Annotated in this window: 16 protein-coding genes; 10 read left to right on the top strand and 6 right to left on the bottom strand. The window is 66.0% G+C overall.

Annotated features, from left to right (window positions below):
• Nucleotides 1–40: 40 nt before the first annotated feature.
• From Q0602_RS12805 to Q0602_RS12780, 6 genes are read left to right on the top strand one after another with little or no spacing between them, the layout of a single operon-like run.
• Nucleotides 41–481: a nuclear transport factor 2 family protein gene (locus tag Q0602_RS12805; RefSeq protein WP_298843868.1), complete on the top strand. Its 441-nt coding sequence runs from the start codon at nt 41–43 to the stop codon at nt 479–481.
• Between the two features lie 58 nt (nt 482–539).
• Nucleotides 540–1,328, top strand: coding sequence for an SDR family oxidoreductase (locus Q0602_RS12800; protein WP_295036646.1), 789 nt, complete (start codon nt 540–542; stop codon nt 1,326–1,328).
• On the top strand, nt 1,325–2,659 hold the full coding sequence (locus Q0602_RS12795) for an NAD(P)/FAD-dependent oxidoreductase (RefSeq protein WP_298843865.1): 1,335 nt from the start codon (nt 1,325–1,327) through the stop codon (nt 2,657–2,659). The genes Q0602_RS12800 and Q0602_RS12795 overlap by 4 nt, the downstream gene beginning before the upstream one ends.
• Nucleotides 2,656–3,420: a DUF1365 domain-containing protein gene (locus tag Q0602_RS12790; protein WP_295036642.1), complete on the top strand. Its 765-nt coding sequence runs from the start codon at nt 2,656–2,658 to the stop codon at nt 3,418–3,420. The genes Q0602_RS12795 and Q0602_RS12790 overlap by 4 nt, the downstream gene beginning before the upstream one ends.
• Nucleotides 3,417–4,694 carry a cyclopropane-fatty-acyl-phospholipid synthase family protein gene (locus tag Q0602_RS12785; protein WP_298843862.1) on the top strand — a complete coding sequence of 426 codons (1,278 nt, stop codon included), beginning with the start codon at nt 3,417–3,419 and terminating at the stop codon, nt 4,692–4,694. Before Q0602_RS12790 ends, Q0602_RS12785 begins: the two co-directional genes overlap by 4 nt.
• Before the next feature lie 10 nt (nt 4,695–4,704).
• Entirely contained in the window at nt 4,705–5,247 is a 543-nt protein-coding gene (locus Q0602_RS12780) for a DUF2878 domain-containing protein (protein WP_298843860.1), read from the top strand.
• On the opposite strand, the gene Q0602_RS12775 is transcribed toward Q0602_RS12780, so the two are convergent.
• Nucleotides 5,238–7,073, bottom strand: a complete 1,836-nt coding sequence (locus tag Q0602_RS12775) for a bifunctional diguanylate cyclase/phosphodiesterase (RefSeq protein WP_298843857.1) — start codon at nt 7,071–7,073, stop codon at nt 5,238–5,240. The genes Q0602_RS12780 and Q0602_RS12775 overlap by 10 nt on opposite strands.
• A gap of 232 nt (nt 7,074–7,305) precedes the next feature.
• Between Q0602_RS12775 and fabA the strand changes: the two genes are divergently transcribed.
• On the top strand, nt 7,306–7,821 hold the full coding sequence (gene fabA, locus Q0602_RS12770; RefSeq protein WP_149436436.1) for a 3-hydroxyacyl-[acyl-carrier-protein] dehydratase FabA: 516 nt from the start codon (nt 7,306–7,308) through the stop codon (nt 7,819–7,821).
• 13 nt (nt 7,822–7,834) lie between these two features.
• Nucleotides 7,835–9,052, top strand: coding sequence for a beta-ketoacyl-ACP synthase I (fabB, locus tag Q0602_RS12765; RefSeq protein WP_295036634.1), 1,218 nt, complete (start codon nt 7,835–7,837; stop codon nt 9,050–9,052).
• A gap of 80 nt (nt 9,053–9,132) precedes the next feature.
• Here fabB and Q0602_RS12760 read toward each other — a convergent pair whose 3' ends face one another.
• Both Q0602_RS12760 and Q0602_RS12755 read right to left on the bottom strand, forming a co-directional pair.
• Nucleotides 9,133–9,891 (bottom strand): 1-acyl-sn-glycerol-3-phosphate acyltransferase, encoded by a 759-nt coding sequence (locus Q0602_RS12760; protein ID WP_298843852.1) that lies wholly within the window; start codon nt 9,889–9,891, stop codon nt 9,133–9,135.
• A complete protein-coding gene (locus Q0602_RS12755; RefSeq protein WP_298843849.1) occupies nt 9,888–10,802 on the bottom strand; it encodes a sugar nucleotide-binding protein in 915 nt (304 codons plus the stop codon). Before Q0602_RS12755 ends, Q0602_RS12760 begins: the two co-directional genes overlap by 4 nt.
• 242 nt (nt 10,803–11,044) lie before the next feature.
• On the opposite strand from Q0602_RS12755, the gene Q0602_RS12750 reads away from it, so the two are divergent.
• The gene (locus Q0602_RS12750; RefSeq protein ID WP_295036627.1) at nt 11,045–11,926 is read left to right on the top strand and encodes an SMP-30/gluconolactonase/LRE family protein; all 882 of its coding nucleotides are present in this window, start codon (nt 11,045–11,047) and stop codon (nt 11,924–11,926) included.
• A 10-nt stretch (nt 11,927–11,936) separates the two neighbouring features.
• Here Q0602_RS12750 and Q0602_RS12745 read toward each other — a convergent pair whose 3' ends face one another.
• The 3 genes from Q0602_RS12745 to Q0602_RS12735 form a co-directional block, all read right to left on the bottom strand.
• Nucleotides 11,937–14,033, bottom strand: coding sequence for an OPT family oligopeptide transporter (locus Q0602_RS12745; RefSeq protein WP_298843845.1), 2,097 nt, complete (start codon nt 14,031–14,033; stop codon nt 11,937–11,939).
• A 636-nt stretch (nt 14,034–14,669) separates the two neighbouring features.
• A complete protein-coding gene (locus Q0602_RS12740) occupies nt 14,670–15,269 on the bottom strand; it encodes a single-stranded DNA-binding protein (protein ID WP_298843842.1) in 600 nt (199 codons plus the stop codon).
• 34 nt (nt 15,270–15,303) lie between these two features.
• Nucleotides 15,304–16,686: an MFS transporter gene (locus Q0602_RS12735; protein ID WP_298843839.1), complete on the bottom strand. Its 1,383-nt coding sequence runs from the start codon at nt 16,684–16,686 to the stop codon at nt 15,304–15,306.
• Between the two features lie 161 nt (nt 16,687–16,847).
• Here Q0602_RS12735 and uvrA point away from each other — a divergent pair.
• A partial coding sequence (uvrA, locus tag Q0602_RS12730) for an excinuclease ABC subunit UvrA (protein ID WP_298843836.1) occupies nt 16,848–19,060 on the top strand: 2,213 nt, incomplete at its 3' end.

Below are 19,060 nucleotides of genomic sequence, written 5' to 3'. Positions count from 1 at the left end.
CATGCCGATGACAACGCCGATCACGATTCAGGGAGCCTCCATGACACCACCCGAAGCGCCAACCATCGAGTCACTGACGCACTTCTGCACCCTCTTCCAGCCGCTGACGTCCAGCCGCCTTCCCGCCCTCGCGGAGTGCTACAGCGACGATGTCGATTTCGCCGACCCCCTGCACCATCACGTCGGCCGCGACAACCTGATGGCCTATTACGCCGACCTGATGGAAGGCGTCCGCCACTGCCATTTCGAGTTTCACGACCGACAGCTGGTCGACGCCACCTGTTTTCTGACCTGGACCATGCAGTTGGCGCATCCAAGGTTGGATGGCGGACGTAACATCAACGTGGCCGGCTGCTCCCATCTTCAGTGGCAAGGTCAGCGGGTCTGCCGTCATCGCGATTACTTCGATGCAGGGGCCATGCTCTACGAACATCTGCCGGTGGTGGGATGGCTGGTCAAGGGCGTCAAGAAGCGGCTCTGATCCGAAGCGTCGGCAACCACTGGCGCCGAACGGTTTTTCACACCAACGAGGAAGGGTCATGGCGAGTCTCTCGGGAACCCGGCGGATCTGGCTGACGGGGGCGACATCGGGTATCGGCGAAGCCCTGGCCAAGCGGCTGCTCGGCGACGGTCATCGCGTCGCGTTGACCGCGCGTCGGGAAGATGCGCTGCGACAGCTGGCAGAGGGGCACGACAATGCCCTGGTGGTACCGGCCGATCTCACCGATCGTGACGCCACGCGTCGTGCCGGCAATGCCATCGACGACGTCTTTGGCGGTCTCGATATCGCACTGCTCAATGCCGGCACCTGTGAATACCTGGATGTCGCCCGTTTCGACGTCGATCTGGTCGAACGCGTGTTCGCCACCAACTTTCAGGGCACGCTCCATGCCATCGACGCCGCGCTACCCCTGCTGCGCCAGGCCAGGGGCGGCGAACGACGGCCGATACTGGCGGGCGTTTCCAGTGCGGCCGCCTACCTGCCGCTGCCGCGCGCGGAAGCCTACGGCGCCTCCAAGGCGGCGATATCGCATTTCCTGGAGTCCCTGCGCCTCGACCTAGACGCCGAGTCGATCGACGTCAGCGTGATTCACCCGGGGTTCGTCAAGACACCGCTGACCGAGCGCAACGATTTCCCGATGCCGATGCAGATCGAAGTGGAGCAGGCCGCGAACTACATCATCGATGGCCTCGAGCGAGGTCGACTGGATATTCATTTCCCGCGTCGCTTCACGTTTCTGGTCAAGACGCTGGGTATCCTTCCCCCGGCACTGCGCCGGCGCTTCGGCCTGCGCATCGCCAACCGCCGCCGTGGAGAGTCGGCATGACCCAGCCCCCGCAGCGGATCGCGGTGATCGGCAGCGGCATCGCCGGCATGACCGCCGCCCACTATCTCTCCCGTCGCCATCAGGTCTCTCTGTTCGAGGCCGATTCACGCCTGGGTGGCCACACCGCGACCCTCGATGTCGACACCGGGACCGAACGACACGCGATCGATACCGGCTTCATCGTCTACAACGATCGCACCTATCCGCTCTTCGAGGCACTCATGGACTCGCTGGGCGTCCCGGGTCAGGCGACGGAGATGAGTTTCTCGGTCCACGAGAGCGGTCGCGACTTCGAATACAACGGCCACACCCTGACCAGCCTGTTCGCCCAGCGCCGCAACCTGTTGCGTCCGCGCTTCTACCGCCTGCTCAACGACATCGTCCGGTTCAACCGCCGGGCGACCCGCGACTTCCTGGCCGACCGCCTGTCGCCAACGCTGACCCTGGGCGACTACCTGGCCGGCGAGGATTACGGCGAAGATTTCCAGCGCCGCTACCTGCTGCCCATGGGTGGCGCGATCTGGTCCGCCAGCGAAGCCGGCATGCGCGACTTCCCCGCCCGCTTCTTCGTGCGCTTCTTCCATAACCACGGTCTGCTGTCGCTGACCGACCGCCCCCAGTGGCGCACCATCAAGGGAGGCTCCCGAACCTACATCGCCCCGCTCACCGAGCCCTATCGCGAACGCACCCATCTCTCGACCCCCGTGGTTGGACTGGCCCGGGACGACGGCGGCGTCAGCCTCCACACCGCCGCCGGTGAGCGACATTTCGATCAGGTGGTGTTCGCCTGCCACAGCGACCAGGCGCTGGCCATCCTGGGCGGCCAGGCGAGTCGCGCCGAGCGGGACGTGCTGGGCGCCATCGGCTATCGTCGCAACAGCGTCGTGCTGCACACCGACACCGGCATGCTGCCGCGCCGCCGCCGGGCCTGGGCGAGCTGGAACTATCGCCTCGACGGCCGCGATGCCGAAGCCTGCGTGCCCGTCACCTACAACATGAACATTCTCCAGCGGTTGAAAAGCGACACCACCTTCTGCGTGACGCTCAACGACGAGGAGAGCATCGACCCGGCCCGCGTGCTGGGCCGCCACGAGTACGCCCATCCTCAGTTCACGCTATCCGCGCAGCAGGCCCAGGCCCGCCACGGCGAGATATCCCGTGTCTCCCGGCGCACCCATTTCTGCGGCGCCTACTGGCGCAACGGTTTCCACGAAGACGGCGTATGGAGCGCGCTGCGTGTGGTCGAGGCGATCGACGGCAGCCAGCCGTCACCCGCGACGACGGCATCCCCAGCCGCATCCGATCGCCAGGCAGGGACGGTATGCCCTTGAGCGATGCCTGTCCCCACAGTCGTCTCGCCGTGGGCCAACTGCGCCACCGGCGCTTCCTGCCGCGCTGGCACGCCTTCGACTATCGCGTCTGGATGCTGTGGCTGGATCTCGATGAGCTGCCGGCGCTGCTGGCGAGGACGCCCGGCTTCGGCACGCGCCGCGGCGCCCTGGCCCGCTTTCGTCGCGAGGACTATCTGGCCCCGCACGATCTGCCGCTGTCGGATGCCGTCCGGGCGCGTCTCAGGGAGGAGCTGGGCAGCGCCCCGGACGGACCGATTCGTATGCTGAGCCAGATCCGGCTGTTCGGGATGCTGTTCAACCCGTTGACGCTCTATTACGCCTACGACCGGCAAGGCCAGCTGCAGGCCGTCCTGGGTGAAGTCACCAACACTCCATGGCGGGAGCGCCAGGTCTACGCCTGCCGGGTCGATCCGACACGCCACACCCAGCAAGCCGCGTTCGACAAGCGGTTGCACGTCTCGCCCTTCAATCCGATGGAGATGCGTTACCACTGGCGTTTCAACTCGCCGGAAGCGCGCCTGCTGATGCACATGGAGACATGGCACCAGGAGGCGCGTCATTTCGACGCCACGCTGACACTCACGCTCAAGCCCGCGACGCGAGCCGCGCTGGTGGCGGAGTTGGTCAAGCATCCCGGCATGACGCTCAAGACCATCGTCACCATTCACTGGCAGGCGCTCAGGCTCTGGCTCAAGCGCACGCCGATCCACGACCATCCCGGACGGGAGACTTCGTCATGACGGCCGCCCGATCATCCACCGCTCCTTCCACCCCGGACGCACCGAGGCTGTCGCGCTGGCTGCGTCCCCGCATGCTCAGGGCGCTGGACGACCTGGAGGGCGGCAGGCTGACGCTGCGTGAACGGGATAGCGTTCATCAGCTGGGACGTGGCGACGCCGGGCCGTCGACGGTCCACGTCGAGATCACCATCCATGACCCGGGCGTCTGGCGCCGCTTCGCCCTGGGCGGCACCGTCGGCGTCGCGGAAGCCTACATGGATGGCGCCTGGGAGGTCGACGACCTGGTCGGCCTGGTTCGCCTGTTCGCGCGCAATATCGAGCGCGTCAACGATGGCATGGAGAACGGCACCGCGCGCCTGCGCCGCTGGGCGCTGACGGCGCTTCACGCCCTCCAGCGCAATACCACGCGGGGCTCGCGGCGCCATATCGCGGCCCACTACGACCTGGGCAACGAGCTGTTCGCGACGTTTCTGGATCGGGAGCACTGGATGTACTCGAGCGCGGTGTTCCCGCGTGCCGAGGCCACGCTGGAAGAGGCATCGACGCACAAGCTCGATGTCATTCTCGACAAGCTCGCCATCGAACCGCACCACCATCTGCTGGAGATCGGTACCGGGTGGGGCGGGCTGGCGATTCATGCGGCCCGAACGCGAGGTTGCCGGGTCACCACCACCACCATTTCGGAAGAGCAGTACGCCTTTACCGCCAGGCGCGTCGACGAGGCCGGACTGGCGGATCGGGTGACGCTGCTGAAGGAGGATTACCGGGACCTGGAGGGCCGCTTCGACCGGCTGGTCTCGGTGGAGATGGTGGAAGCCGTCGGCCACCAGTATCTGGGCACTTACTTCGCCTGTATCGACCGGCTGCTGAAGCCGGACGGCCTGGCGCTGCTCCAGTGCATCACCATTCGCGACCAGCGCTTCGAGACCGCCAAGCGCGAAATGGACTTCATCAAGCGCTATATCTTCCCGGGCGGCTTTCTGCCTTCCCACACGGCGCTGCTCAACGGCCTCAGCCGACACACCCAGCTCAACCTGCTCGACCTGGACGAGATCGGTCTGCACTACGCCCGCACGCTGCGGGAGTGGCGCCTGCGCTTCGAGTCCAGTCTCGACAAGGTGCGTGCGCTGGGCTACGACGAGCGCTTCATCCGCATGTGGCGCTACTATCTCTGTTACTGCGAAGGCGGGTTCCTGGAACGGACCATCGGCACCAGTCATCTGCTGCTGGCCAAGCCGGAGGCCAGGCGCGCACCGCTCACCGGCGGCGTGTAGCCACCGGCCCATGAAGGACGCGGCCCGCGGTGGAGCGCTCGCCATCAATGCCCTGCTGTTTCAGGGCGGCTGGTTCCTCTGCGTGCTCGGCGGCTCGCTCTGGGCCATCGCCGCGACGCCACTCATCCTTCTCGTTCACTGGCGCTGGCTGGCGCGGCCGGGCGAGTGGCGCTGGTGGCTGGGGTTGTTGCTGGCCGGCATCGTCGTCGATGGCACTCTGGTAGCCGCCGGCGGCATCGAGATGGGAGGGGCGCTCCCCATCTGGCTATGGGCGCTCTGGCCGCTCTTCGCCACCACGCTCCATCACTGCCTGGCCTGGCTATGGCGCTACCGGGCCCTGGCGATCGCCTGCGGCGCCCTGGGCGGGCCGCTAAGCTATTTCTCGGGCGCGGCGCTGGCCGGGGTCGAGATTCGCCCTTGGGCGATCGGGGTCGAAGCGATCGTCTGGGCTAGCCTCTGCGGTGGCGTGGCGCAGCATCTCGGCGGCCGACGAGCGAGCGGGCACCGCCGACCGGCAATCGAGTCGAGCCGGGACGAAGCCGATCAGGAGTAGACGCTGGAGACCGATTGGCGCAGCCGCGCTTCGACCTCGCCGGCGGGTTGCGGTCGCGCATAGAGATATCCCTGTACGTGGCGACACCCTCTCGCCAGCAGGAAATCGCGCTGCTCGGCGGTCTCCACGCCCTCCGCGATGACATCCAGGTTCAGCCCCTGCGCCATCGCCAGCACCGCCGAGGTGATCGCCGCATCGGCGTGGTCGTGCGGCAGCGCACGAATGAACTCGCGGTCGACCTTGAGCTTGTCGACCGGCAGACGCTTGAGGTAGGCCATCGACGAGTAGCCGGTCCCGAAGTCGTCGATGGCGATCTGCAGCCCTTCACGCCGCAGCGCTTCCAGCCGCGGCGAGATGTCGCCGGCGCGCTCGTCGAGAAGCACCGACTCGGTCAGTTCGAGGCCGAGCAGCCGCGCCGGTACCCGATACTGGTTCAGGGTAGAGATCAGGTGGGACTCGAGGTCGCCCTGGATCAGTTGCAGCGCCGACAGATTGACCCACACGGGCAGCACGTTCAGACCCTGGCTTCGCCAGGTCGCCAGTTGGGCCACCGCCTGATCGATGACCCAGCTGCCCAGCGCGGGCATCAGCCCGTGGCGCTCGGCCAGCGGAATGAATTCGCTGGGCAGGATCAGGCCATGCTCGGGATGGTGCCAGCGCAGCAACGCCTCCATCCCCACCATCCCGCCATCGTCGAGCCGATGCTGGGTCTGGTAGTAGAGTTCCAGTTGCGATCCCTGGGCCAGGGCCTGGCGCAGTTCGTTGAGGATGGTCAGGTGGCGGTCCGACTCGACTTCCAGCGAGGGGCGGAAGCGCCGGTCGTGGTTGCGCCCGTGCCGCTTGGCGCTGTAGAGGGCGGACTCGAGCCGCTGGAACAGGACATTGGGGTCGTTGCCATCCTCGGGCGCGCGGCAGCTGCCGATGGTCAATCCCAGGTGCAGCGAATTGTCGTCGATCTCGAAGGGTTCGCTCAGGTGATGACGCAGGCTGGAGACCCACTTCTCGTGGTCGTCGAAGGTGGTGGTGCGGATGACCATGAACTCGTCGCCGCCCAGCCGCCCGACGATCCCGCCGGCCACCTGCGCGGCCAGCCGCTGGCCGAAGCGGGACAGCAGGCGATCCCCGCTATCGACGCCGAGAGTGTCGTTGATCGCCTTGAAGGCGTCGATATCGACCAGCGCCAGGTCCAGGCCTTCTCCCGCGCGCAAATGGCGCAGGCGCGAGGCCAGCAGGTCGTGCAGCCGCCGCCGGTTGGGCAGGCCGGTCAGCGGATCCTCGAAGCCGATGCGACGCAGGTCCTGCTCGCGTGCCTTGTGGCGGCTGATATCGGTGAATAGCCCCACGTAGTGGGACACCCGGCCCTTGCGATCATGGCAGGCCTGGACCCGCAGCCACTCGGGGTACTGGTCGCCATGCTTGCGCTGGTTCCAGACTTCGCCCTCCCAGCGCCCGGTGGTCTTCAACGTCTGCCAGTAGCGGTCGTAGAAGGCCTTGTCGTGGCGCCCCGAGGAGAGGGAAGAGGGGTTGAGCCCGCGAACCTCCTCGGGGGTATAGCCGGTGATCTGGGTAAAGGCGGGATTGACGGTCACGATTCGGTTGGCGGTATCGGTGATCATCACGCCGTCCGGCGACAGCTCGAGGGCCTGCTCACTGAGGCGGCGACGCTGATGCTCCAGCCGGGTCTGGCGCCAGACATCGACGACCCCCACCATGACCAGGGCCAGCGCCACCAGCCGCAGCGTCAGCAACGGCAATACGCTAGCGGCAGCCAGTGCCGCTAGGCCCAACCAGGTCAGCGGTCGATTCAGCGTGAAGGAAGGCCACATAAGATGTCGTTTATCGTCGTTATGGTTTGCCTGGCGGCTGTCGGATGGATTCCGTTCCCGTCCCGCATCATGCCCCGGCGACGTTCGCCAGGGCAAGCGTCGCACCACCCATTGCGCCGTGGTTCGCTCGCGACTAGGCTTTGGCCGGCGTGCATTCGGCGTCCGCAGCCATTAGACTGGCCGCGCCTCGGAACGACGAGGCAAACTCTTCTTCGATTCTCGGAACGATCCAGTGACCAGACAGCACTCTTTCAGCCAAGACGATCTGCTGAAATGCAGCCGGGGGGAACTGTTCGGCCCCGGTAACGCTCAACTGCCAGCACCCAACATGCTGATGCTCGATCGCATCACGCAGATCAACGAGGATGGCGGCAAGTACCACAAGGGCGAGATCATCGCCGAGCTGGATATCCATCCCGACCTGTGGTTCTTCCAGTGCCATTTCCCCGGCGATCCGGTGATGCCCGGCTGCCTCGGCCTGGACGCCATGTGGCAGCTGGTGGGTTTTCATCTCGGCTGGCTGGGGAATCCCGGTCGCGGCCGGGCGTTGGGCTGCGGCGAGGTCAAGTTCTCCGGACAGATCCTGCCGAGCGCTGGCCAGGTTTCGTATCATATCGAGATCAAGCGCGTGATCACGCGCCGCCTGGTGCTGGGCATCGCCGACGGCACGCTGTCGGTCGACGGTCAGGATATCTATCAGGCCAAGGACTTGCGCGTCGGTCTGTTCACTAACACTGAGAAATTCTGAGCGGGAGGCTTCCATGAAACGAGTGGTAGTCACCGGCCTGGGTATCGTTTCCTGTCTGGGCAACGACGCCCAACAGGTGCTCGACTCTCTGCGCCAGGGGCGTTCCGGCATTCGCTTCAAGCCGGAATATGCCGAACTCGGCTTTCGTAGCCAGGTCGCCGGTATCGTCGACATCGACATCGAGTCTCTCGTCGATCGCAAGCAGCTGCGCTTCATGGGGGATGCGGCGGCCTACGCCTATATCGCCATGCAGCAGGCGATCGACGACGCCGGGCTCGAAGCCGGCGACATCTCCAATCCTCGCACCGGCCTGATCGCCGGCTCCGGGGGCGCCTCCAGCGCCAACCAGGTCGAGGCGGCGGACATCATGCGCCAGAAGGGCCTGCGGCGCGTCGGCCCCTATCGGGTCACCCGGACCATGGGCAGCACCGTCTCGGCGTGCCTGGCGACGCCGTTCCAGATCAAGGGGGTCAACTACTCGATCTCCTCGGCCTGCGCCACGTCGGCCCACTGTATCGGCAGCGCTGTCGAGCAGATCCAGCTCGGCAAGCAGGATGTGGTCTTCGCCGGCGGCGGCGAGGAGGAGCACTGGACGCTGTCGTGCCTGTTCGACGCCATGGGCGCGCTGAGCACCGGCTACAACGATACGCCGGAAAAAGCCTCGCGCCCCTACGACACCGATCGCGACGGTTTCATCATCGCCGGCGGTGGCGGCATGCTGGTGATCGAGGAACTCGAACACGCCAAGGCCCGCGGCGCCAGAATCTATGCCGAGATCACCGGCTACGGCGCCACCTCCGACGGCCACGACATGGTCGCCCCCTCCGGCGAAGGCGCAGCGCGCTGCATGCGTCAGGCGCTGGCCGGGCTGGAAGGCAAGGTCGACTACGTCAACACCCACGGCACTTCGACGCCGGTGGGCGATGTCGCCGAACTCAAGGCGATCCGCGAGGTCTTCGGCGACAGTACGCCGGCGATGAGCTCGACCAAGTCGCTGACCGGCCATTCGCTGGGCGCCACCGGGGTCCAGGAGGCGATCTACTCGCTGCTGATGATGGAGAACCGCTTCATCTGCGCGTCGGCCAATATCGACACGCTCGACGAGCAGGCCTGCGGTTTCGATATCGTTCGCCAGCGTCGCGACGACGTCGACGTCAGGCGGGTGCTCTCCAACAGCTTCGGCTTCGGCGGCACCAACGCCTGCCTGGTTCTGGATCGCTTCGAGAGCTGACCGCCGGTACGCCAGCAGTCAACGTGAAAGGCGCCCCGCGGGGCGCCTTTTTCATGGCCGGATTCATCCCTTCCCACGTCTCAGGAAGGCAGCTCCGCGGGTGCGGCCTTGTCCGGCGACGCGGGGCGCGGCACTTCGGAAATCTCGTTCAAGGTACCCTCGATCCACGCCTCCATCTCGGCCATCACCTCTTCGGGTTTGCGACCCACCGTCTCGATCGGTTCCCCCACCACGACATTGAGCACCCCCGGCTGCTTGACCCAGTGTCGTCCCCAACGCTCGCCGGCATTGTGCGCCACCGGCAGCACCGGCACGCCGGTGCGGCAGGCGATGACCGCGCCGCTCTTGTTGAAACGGCGCCGCTGCCCTGGCGGCACGCGGGTTCCTTCGGGGAAGATCAGCACCGACAACCCCTCTTCCAGGCGCTGCTTGCCGTGGGAGAGCACCTGGCGCATGGCGGCCGATGGCTTCGACCGGTCCAGCGGGATCGGTCGCAGCAGCCGCACCCCCCAGCCGAACAGCGGGATGTTGAGCAGCTCTTTCTTGAGCACGGTGCAGATCGGTGTCTTGAGCAACTGCAGGTAGACGGTTTCCCACTCGCTCTGGTGGTTGGCCAGCACCACGCAGGGCCCCTCCGGTACCCGTTCACGCCCCGTCACCCGATAGCGGATGCCACAGGTGATGGAGAGCCAGCCGACGATGAAACGGTTGTGCCAGTTGAACAGCCGAAAGCGCCAGCGTATCGGCAAGGCAAAGCCCACCGGCAACATCAGCAATCCCGAGACCAGGATCGCCAGGAAGTAACCGATATAGAAGATGATGCTGCGAAAGACTTTCATGTACCGGCCGCTTCCTCTCTGCTGCGACGTTGGTCGCCATTGTCGACCTCATCTTGATCGGGATAGCGCTCCTGACACCACGCGTCCAGCATCAACCCGAGCTCCAGGCGCCAGGACTTCTGATGAATACCGAAGACATCGAGCAGCCGGCGACAGTTGAGCACGCGTCGCAGCGGCGTGTCGTGGTGCTGGTCGAGCCCTTCCAGCCCTCCCAGCATCGGCGACTCTCCCACGCCCGCCAGCCGGGTCTCCAGCTGTGTCCGCACCACGGAACAGAAGGTGAAGACGCTGACCGGCTCGGTGCCGCAGAGGTGGTAGGTGCCCCAGCCGCTGGCACCGCTCTCGAGCTGCAGCAACACGCCCGTCAGGGCACGTGCCACGGCCATGACGGAGGTCGGGCACACCACCAGGTCCCTGGCCGCCCTGACCGATTCGCCACGCATCAGCGAGTCGATCAGCTCGCTCAACCAGGCATCGTCGCCCTCGCGTCCGAACAGCGGACCCAGGCGCCATATCAGGTGCCGGGGGTGGCGGCGCACGAGTTCGCCGACGGCGACCAGTCGGCGCATCGCCTCGTCCCGCGGCCGCGGCAGGACATCCTCGTCGATGGGAGCGTCCGCTCCATCCTCGTACAGCGCGTCGGAGACGCACCAGACCAGCGGGATCTGCCGTGCCCGGCACGACTCGAGCAACGCCTCCACCCGGTCGGCGTGGGCGTAGACCACCGCCGGCTCGCAGCGCCCCGGATCCGCCAGCGGGGGCACGATCACGGTATCGGGCTCGACCATGGCCAACGCCTCGGCATCCGCCACGTCCGGCAACGAGACATATTCGATATCGCCACGTTGCCCGGAGATGGCGTGCAACGCCCGGCTCAGGCAGTGCTCCGCCTGCAACACCAAACACTTCACGATGGCACCTCGGAACGCCTCATCGCTCTGGAATCCTTACGTTTCTGAGAACTACACTTCCCTGGCCGATCCCGGCACTATGAGAGAAGACGCCCTGTCCGCTCGAGGCTCGATGACGGGAAAGTACCGATCTTGCGGACATCGATCGTGGCGGTCATCGATCTTGGCGGTCATCGATAGTGTCAGACATCGGCCCCTGCAGGAACCGCTCGCCACTTCGCTCACCCATGGAGAGAGTCAACATGAACAAGGATGTCGCCGTAGCCTGGGAGATTGGCGCCGAACTCGGCGAAGGCCCCATCTGGTCCGACACCCTCCACGCCCTGGTGTTCGTCGATATTCGACGGGCCAGGCTACACGTCTATCACCCCGAAGACGGCGAGCGTCGAAGCTGGGATCTCGAAGAAGCGTGCTGCTGGCTGCTGCCTCGCGAAGGGGGCGGCTTCGTTGCCGGCCTGCGCTCCGGGGTCGTGGAGCTCGAACTCGACGAGCAGGGCCCCCGCATCGGCAAGCGCCTGACGCCGATCGAGTGGCTACCGGCGGGCGACCGCCTCAACGACGCCGGAAGCGATACGCGCGGCCGGCTCTGGTTCGGTTCCATGGACGACGCCGAGAACGAGGCGCGAGGCCATCTGTTTCGCCTCGACAGCCGTGGCGTCATCCGGATGGACAGTGAATATCACGTCACCAACGGCCCCGCCATCAGCCCGCACGGCGACACACTCTACCATAACGACAGCGCGCGCCAGACCGTGTTTGCCTTCGATCTCGACGATGACGGCGAACTGTCGAATCGTCGCGAGCACATACGGCTAGCCCCCGGCACCGGCTACCCGGACGGCATGACCTGCGATCGCGAGGGCGGGCTTTGGATCGCGCTGTGGGACGGCGGCCGTATCGCCCGATTCCACGCCGATGGCTCGCTGGACCGGGAGATCGCCCTGCCCGTCTCCCGCCCCACCTCCTGCATCTTCGGTGGCGACGCACTGGACCGGCTGTTCGTCACCTCGGCGGCCACCGGCTGCCATGACGAGCCGCTGGCCGGTGCGCTGTTCGAGATCGCCGTCGAGACCGGCGGCATCGCCACCACGGCGGTGATCATGCCCAACGACTCGACGCTGTAGCACGCCGGGGTCACCTGGCCACGGGCGCCGCCAGCACGCGGCGGTAGAAACCGAGGCAGACGACGACGAACACCGCCAGCCCCAGCCACTGGGCGATAGCGGCGAAATCGTCCCCGACCAGCGCCAACGGCGCCGGCGCCCCGCTCAGGCCGATGATGCCAGCCAGCAGCACGCCGACCAGGCTCTCGCCGACGATCAGCCCGGAGGCGAGCAGCACGCCACGGCGGCGCGGCCGCTCAGAAGCGCGTTCGACGTCATCGCCCCGCGCCCTGGCGCGGGCGCGGAGCCGGCGATCGATCAGCCAGCCCAGCACGGCGCCGATCACCAGCGGCATATTGATGCTCGGGGGCAGATAGATGCCGATACCCACTGCCAGCACCGGCAAGCGTGCCCCACCCCCGCGCTTGCGCAGCAGCTCGTCGATGCCGATCAGCACGGCGCCGATCGCCAGGCCGATGACGATCATCGTCCATTCGAGATCGTGGGAGAACACGCCGCGCACGATGGCGGTCATCAGCGAGGCCTGGGGCGCTCCCAGCGCCTGGCCGGGATCCATGCCCTCCCGGGGCATCGCCCCGGCGAAGCCATAGGCGTTGTAGAGCAGCGAAAGCACCGGCGGAATGACCAGCGCCCCGACCACGCAACCGATGATCAGCGCCACCTGCTGGCGCCACGGCGTGGCGCCGACCAGATAGCCGGTCTTGAGATCCTGGAGGTTGTCGTTGGAGATCGCCGCCACGGCGAGAATGACAGAGGTCACGAACAGTGCCAGCGCCGTCGGCAGCATGCGCGCCACCGCCGGATCCAGCGAATCGAACGCATCGCTGATGGCGGTGAAACCCAGCAGCAGCAGCGACACCAGAATGACCGCCACGATGCCGATGCCCGAAATCGGGCTGCTGGAGGAACCGACCAGCCCGGCCATGTAGCCGCAGGCGGCGGCGATCAGGAAGCCGAACACGCCGGCGAACAGCACGCTGCCCAGGGTCAGCGTCCAGAATGCGGCGCCGGCCAGCTGCGGTGCCGCGCCGTGAAGGAAGATCGCGAAAACCACGGTCAGCAGCACCAGCAGCGCCCCGGTCAACGTCAGGATGATGCCCGCCGGCAGGTCGCGCTCGGTCCGCACCTGATCGCGGAACGCGCCCTGGTCCCCGCGCATCGCGCCCAGTGACGTGCGAATGCCGACCAGCATCGGCTTGAACAGTGTCGCCAGCGTCCAGATCGCCGCGATCCCGATGGTGCCGGCGCCGATGAAGCGGACCTTGTCGGACCACAGCGCCATGCCGGCATCGGCCAGCGACTGCCCCGCCTCCGGCGGGGTGATGCTGGTCAACCAGGGGACCGCGATGCCCCAGGCGATCAGCGTCCCGATCAGTATCGCCATCCCGCCCACGATGCCGACCAGATAGCCGGCGCCGACCAGCGCCAGCGAGAACCCGGTCGAGAGCTGGAAAGCCGCGCGCCCGGCCGAGAACCACACGCTGACGCTGTCCGCCAGCACCCGCAGGCCGCCGCTGGCGATGGAGAAGCCGGCCGCGACGACACCGCCCAGCAGGATCTCCTTGGCACCAGGCTCGCCCACGGCTGCGCCGGCACCCTCGTCGCCAGGCTGGCCTTCGTTGGCGCCGCGGGCCGCATCCGGCGTCGTCGAATCGCGGCTGCCGACCTCGAGAATCTCCGCCGCCGCGATCCCTTCCGGATAGGGGAGATCGCTCTGTACCACCATCACCCGGCGCAGCGGGATCGTGTAGAGCACGCCGAGAATGCCGCCGATGGCGCAGATCGCCGTGGTCTGCCAGAACGGGAAGCCCTGCCAGTAGCCGATCATCAGCAGCCCCGGCAGCACGAAGATGATCGCGGAGAGCGTTCCCGCCGCAGAGGCCTGGGTCTGGACCATGTTGTTTTCAAGCTTGTTGGCCCCCGCCACGCGCCGCAGCACGGCCATGGAGATGACCGCGGCAGGGATCGCCGAGGCAAAGGTCAGCCCGACCTTGAGCCCCAGATAGACGTTGGAAGCCGTGAACAGCAGCGTGATGACGGCGCCCAGAACGACGCCTCGCAGCGTCAGCTCGGGCAAGCGAGCCTCATCGGGAATACGTTGTGGCATGAAGACACTCTTGACGTGAAAGGGCGACGTGGAATCGACGCATCCCCGCCACGGTTGGAGGGACGCCGTCGCCACGCGGGAACTTGCAGCACACGCAAATCATTAGATGACTATCTAGGGTGCTATTCTAGAATTCCCGGCCTCCCGCGTCGAGACTGCCGAGGCCACTCCCGTTCAAGGAGTAAGGATGCCGCCTCGCCCTGGCCACCGGTGATATCGCCATGGGCATCGTGCGTGAGGGTCACGCGGCGATGGCGTCGAAGTGACCTCCCGCCCTCCGGATCGGCAAGGCACCGAGGAGGGACCGTCTCTGCGCGCTGGGAATCAGGAGCCACTTCGGGATCGTCCATCACCGGGAAACGGCCGGAATGGGGCCCGCTGGACGGGGCCTGGAGACAATCATCGCCGGGCGCTCCATCGATCACGACAATTCACACGGGGCCGGGCCGAAACCAAAAGGCCCGAGCCCCGTGCAATACAGGGCTCGGGCCATGGCCACCGGTCAAGAGAGCCGTCCGCCCCACGACCGGGGTTCCGTTCGAAGACGGGCGCTACCGTGGCGGCCGAGGGATCGCCCGGAACTCACCGTCTCGATGCCGGTACGGGCAAGGGTCCCACGACGCTGGTAGATGAGCGCTAGAACGGAATCTCGTCATCGAAATCGTCGAAGCTACCGGGGTTGGGTGCGCCGTAGTTCGGATTCTGATTCGGCTGTGGAGCCGGCTGGCCCTGCTGCGGCGGGCGCTGGCCCTGAGCCGGACGCTGCTGCGGTTGCTGCGGCTGTTGCGGGTTGCCGCCGTAACCGCCCTGCTGCGGCTGCTGATCGTAGCCGCCATCCTGCGGCGCTCCGCCATACTGGCCCTGTGGCTGGGCGTAATCCCCGCCGCCCTGGCCACCGCCACGAGAGTCCAGCATCTGCATGTCGTTGCCGACGATCTCGGTGGAGTAGCGATCCTGGCCATCCTGCCCCTGCCACTTGCGGGTCTGCAGGCGGCCTTCGATATAGATTCGCGAGCCTTTCTTGACGTACTGCTGGGCGATCTCCGCCAGCTTGTTGAACAGCACCACGCTGTGCCATTCCGTGCGCTCCTGGCGCTGGCCGCTCTGGCGATCGGTCCAGCTATCGGTAGTCGCGATGCGCAGGTTGCACACCGGATTCCCCGAGGGCAGGAAGCGCACTTCCGGATCCTGTCCCAGGTTGCCGATCAGGATGACTTTGTTTACACCTCGGGCCATCGTTGTCTCCTCGCATTCCTGCGTTGCGACGCTCTCAGGCGTCGGTTCGTTGCCATTGGTTGCCTGCGATACGGGCCAGCGCCTCGACATCCAGGCGCTCGCGGTCGACCTTGAGATAGGCGACCTGTTCTTCGGGTACGACCACGGCGTCCTCGACGCCGGCCACCGCGACAAAGCGCTCGAGTAGTGTATCGAGCATGCCCATGGATTGCTCGTCGAGTACGATGATCTCGCTGGAGAGATGGCGTGGCGCCGGCATCTTCCAGACCACGGCCAGCCAGATCGCCCCGACCACCGCCGTGCCCAGGAAGACGCTCTGGACGCCGAAGCCCTGGGACAGGGCGCCGCCCAAGGTACCGCCGAGAAAGGCGCCAAAGAACTGGCTGGTCGAGTAGACGCCCATGGCGGTGCCCTTGGCTCCCGCCGGCGCCAGTTTGCTGATCATCGACGGCAGTGTTGCCTCCAGCAGATTGAAGACGACGAAAAAGCCCCAAAGTAGGGTCAGCAGGGCGACTCGATCATTCGCCAATTCGCCGAAGCCGAGCAGAATCAATGTCATCGCCGCGACGGCGCCGACGAACACAGGCTTCATCTTGCGATACTTCTCGGCCACGATGACCAGCGGGATCATGCCGACGAAGGCCAGCGCCATGACCGGCAGGTAGACCCAGCCGTGATCCGCTGGGGCGAAACCCAGCGATTCGAGCCGAAACGGCAGTGCCGTGAAGCACGCCGTCAGAATCAGGTGGAGGGCGAAGATCGAGAAATCGAGCCGCAGAAGGTCGCCTTGTCCCAGCGTGGCGCGCAATTGACGACGATCGATGCCGACATCGCGATGCGGCATCCGCTTCGGCGCTCGCGGCACCAGCTTCCACAGGATCAGCAGTCCGCAGGCAGAGAGTATCGCGGTGAACCAGAATACGCCGGCGAGCCCGCCGACATCCGCGACCAGGGGCCCCACGACCATGGCGATAGCGAATGCCACGCCGATCGAGAGCCCGATGGTCGCCATCGCCGCGGTGCGAATCTCCTCGCGGGTCTGATCCGCCAGCAGCGCCATGATGGCGCCGGCGACCGCGCCACTGCCCTGCAGGCAGCGCCCGATGATGATGCCGGTGATGGAAGTGGCACTGGCGGCGACGACGCTGCCGATGATGAACAGCAGCAGGCCTCCGGCGATGACCGCCTTGCGCCCGATACGATCGGAGAGCAGGCCGAAGGGGATCTGCAGAATGGCCTGGGTCAGGCCGTAGCCGCCCAGTGCCATGCCGACAAGCAGAGGGGTGGCGCCGTCGAGATGATCGGCATACAGCGCCAGCACCGGCAGGACCATGAACAGCCCCAGCATTCGCGAGGCGTACAGGCTGGCCAGCCCGACGATGGCACGTCGTTCGGTAACGAGAAAACGAGAAGTCATGGAGGTCACAACGTTGGGTGAACTCGGCATGAGCCGAGGATGATTCGGGATGAGCGATGCATTTTACCGCTCGCTCTCCTCCAGTGAAAGCAGCCGGCTTTGCCGGGCATTTGATCCGCGACCTATAATGGTCGTTTCCCGCGTCGCAGCACGAGGTAGTCATGGACAGCATTCTGGTCAGGGGCGCACGGACCCATAACCTGAAGAACATTGATGTCGAACTGCCGCGCGACAAGTTGATCGTGGTAACCGGTCTCTCCGGTTCGGGTAAGTCTTCACTCGCGTTCGACACGCTCTACGCCGAGGGGCAGCGACGTTATGTCGAATCCCTGTCGACCTACGCCCGCCAGTTCCTGTCGATGATGGAAAAGCCCGACGTCGACCATATCGAAGGGCTCTCGCCGGCCATCTCCATCGAGCAGAAATCGACCTCGCACAATCCGCGCTCCACCGTCGGCACCATCACCGAAATCTACGACTATCTGCGTCTGCTGTTCGCCCGCGCCGGTACGCCGCGATGCCCGGATCACGACGAAGAGCTCGAGGCGCAGACCGTCTCGCAGATGGTCGATCAGGTGCTGGCGCTGCCCGAGGGCAGCCGGCTGATGCTGCTGGCGCCGGTGGTCAAGGGCCGCAAGGGCGAGCACCTGCAGTTGATCAGCGAGCTGCGGGCCCAGGGGTTCGTGCGAGCCGTGATCGACGGGCACACCGTCGAACTCGACGACGTGCCGGCGCTCGACAAGAAACGCAAGCACGACATCAGCGTGGTGGTCGACCGCATCAAGGTTCGCCCGGATCTGCAGCAGCGTCTGGCCGAGTCCTTCGAGACCGCCCTCAACCTGGCCGACGGCACCGCGATCATTCATTTCATGGACGGCGAGCAGGAAGACCTGGCGTTCTCATCGCGCTTCGCCTGCCCGATCTGCGGCTACTCGCTGAGCGAACTGGAACCCCGGCTGTTCTCGTTCAACAACCCGGCCGGCGCCTGTCCGACCTGCGACGGCCTGGGCGTGCGCCAGTTTTTCGACCCGGACAAGCTGATCAGTCATCCGGAGCTGTCGCTGGCCGAGGGGGCGATCAAGGGCTGGGATCGCCGCAGCATCTACTACTTCAGCCAGTTGCAGGCGGTCGCCGAACACTATCGGTTCACGCTGGATACGCCGTGGAACGATCTGGCGCGCCACGAGCGCGACCTCATACTCAACGGTAGCGGCAAGGACGACATCGCCTTCAGCTACGTCAACGACCGCGGCCGCAAGGTGACGCGGGAGCATCCGTTCGAGGGCGTACTGCCCAACCTGGAGCGTCGCTACCGCGAGACCGAGTCATCGATGGTTCGCGACGACCTGGCCAAGTACCTCGCGGTACGCCCCTGCCCGACCTGCGACGGGGCCCGTCTCAAGCGCGAGGCGCGCCATGTGTTCATCGACGGCAACAATCTTCCGACGCTGACCCGGATGCCGGTGGGCGAAGCCTGGGACTACTTCCGCCAGTTGACGCTCCCGGGGAGGAAGGGCGAAATCGCGGTCAAGATCGTCCACGAGATTCATGCCCGACTCGAATTTCTGGTCAACGTCGGGCTCGACTATCTGACCCTGGAGCGCAGCGCCGATACGCTCTCCGGTGGCGAGGCCCAGCGCATCCGCCTGGCCAGCCAGATCGGTGCCGGCCTGGTCGGGGTGATGTACATCCTCGACGAACCCTCGATCGGCCTCCATCAGCGCGACAACGATCGTCTGCTGCGCACGCTGATTCGCCTGCGCGACCTGGGCAATACCGTGATCGTGGTCGAGCACGACGAGGACGCCATTCGCGCCGCCGACCACGTGCTCGATATCGGCCCTGGCGCCGGCGTGCATGGCGGCACCATCGTGGCCCAGGGTACGCCCCACGATATCGAGACGGCTCCGGAGTCGTTGACGGGTCAGTATCTCTCCGGAAAGCGCTGTATCGAGGTGCCGCCCTATCGCATCCCGGTCAATCCGGACAAGCAGCTCCATCTGCGTGGCGCCACCGGCAACAACCTGCAGGGTGTCGACCTGGCGCTGCCGCTGGGTCTGTTCGTCTGCGTGACCGGCGTCTCCGGTTCCGGTAAGTCGACCCTGATCAACTCGACGCTGATGCCGATCGCGGCGCGTGAACTCAATCGCGCCACGACGCTCACCGCGGCTCCGTATCGCAGCATCGAGGGTCTCGACCAGCTCGACAAGATCATCGACATCGACCAGAGTCCGATCGGCCGCACGCCGCGCTCCAATCCCGCCACCTACACCGGCATCTTCACCCCGATCCGCGAACTCTTTTCCGGCACCCAGGAGGCGCGGGCCCGCGGCTACAAGCCGGGACGCTTCAGCTTCAACGTCAAGGGCGGCCG

It is taken from the genome of uncultured Salinicola sp., assembly GCF_937921195.1.
In the GTDB taxonomy this organism is placed as follows: Bacteria; Pseudomonadota; Gammaproteobacteria; order Pseudomonadales; family Halomonadaceae; genus Salinicola.
This window is presented reverse-complemented; position numbering and strand designations above follow the sequence as displayed.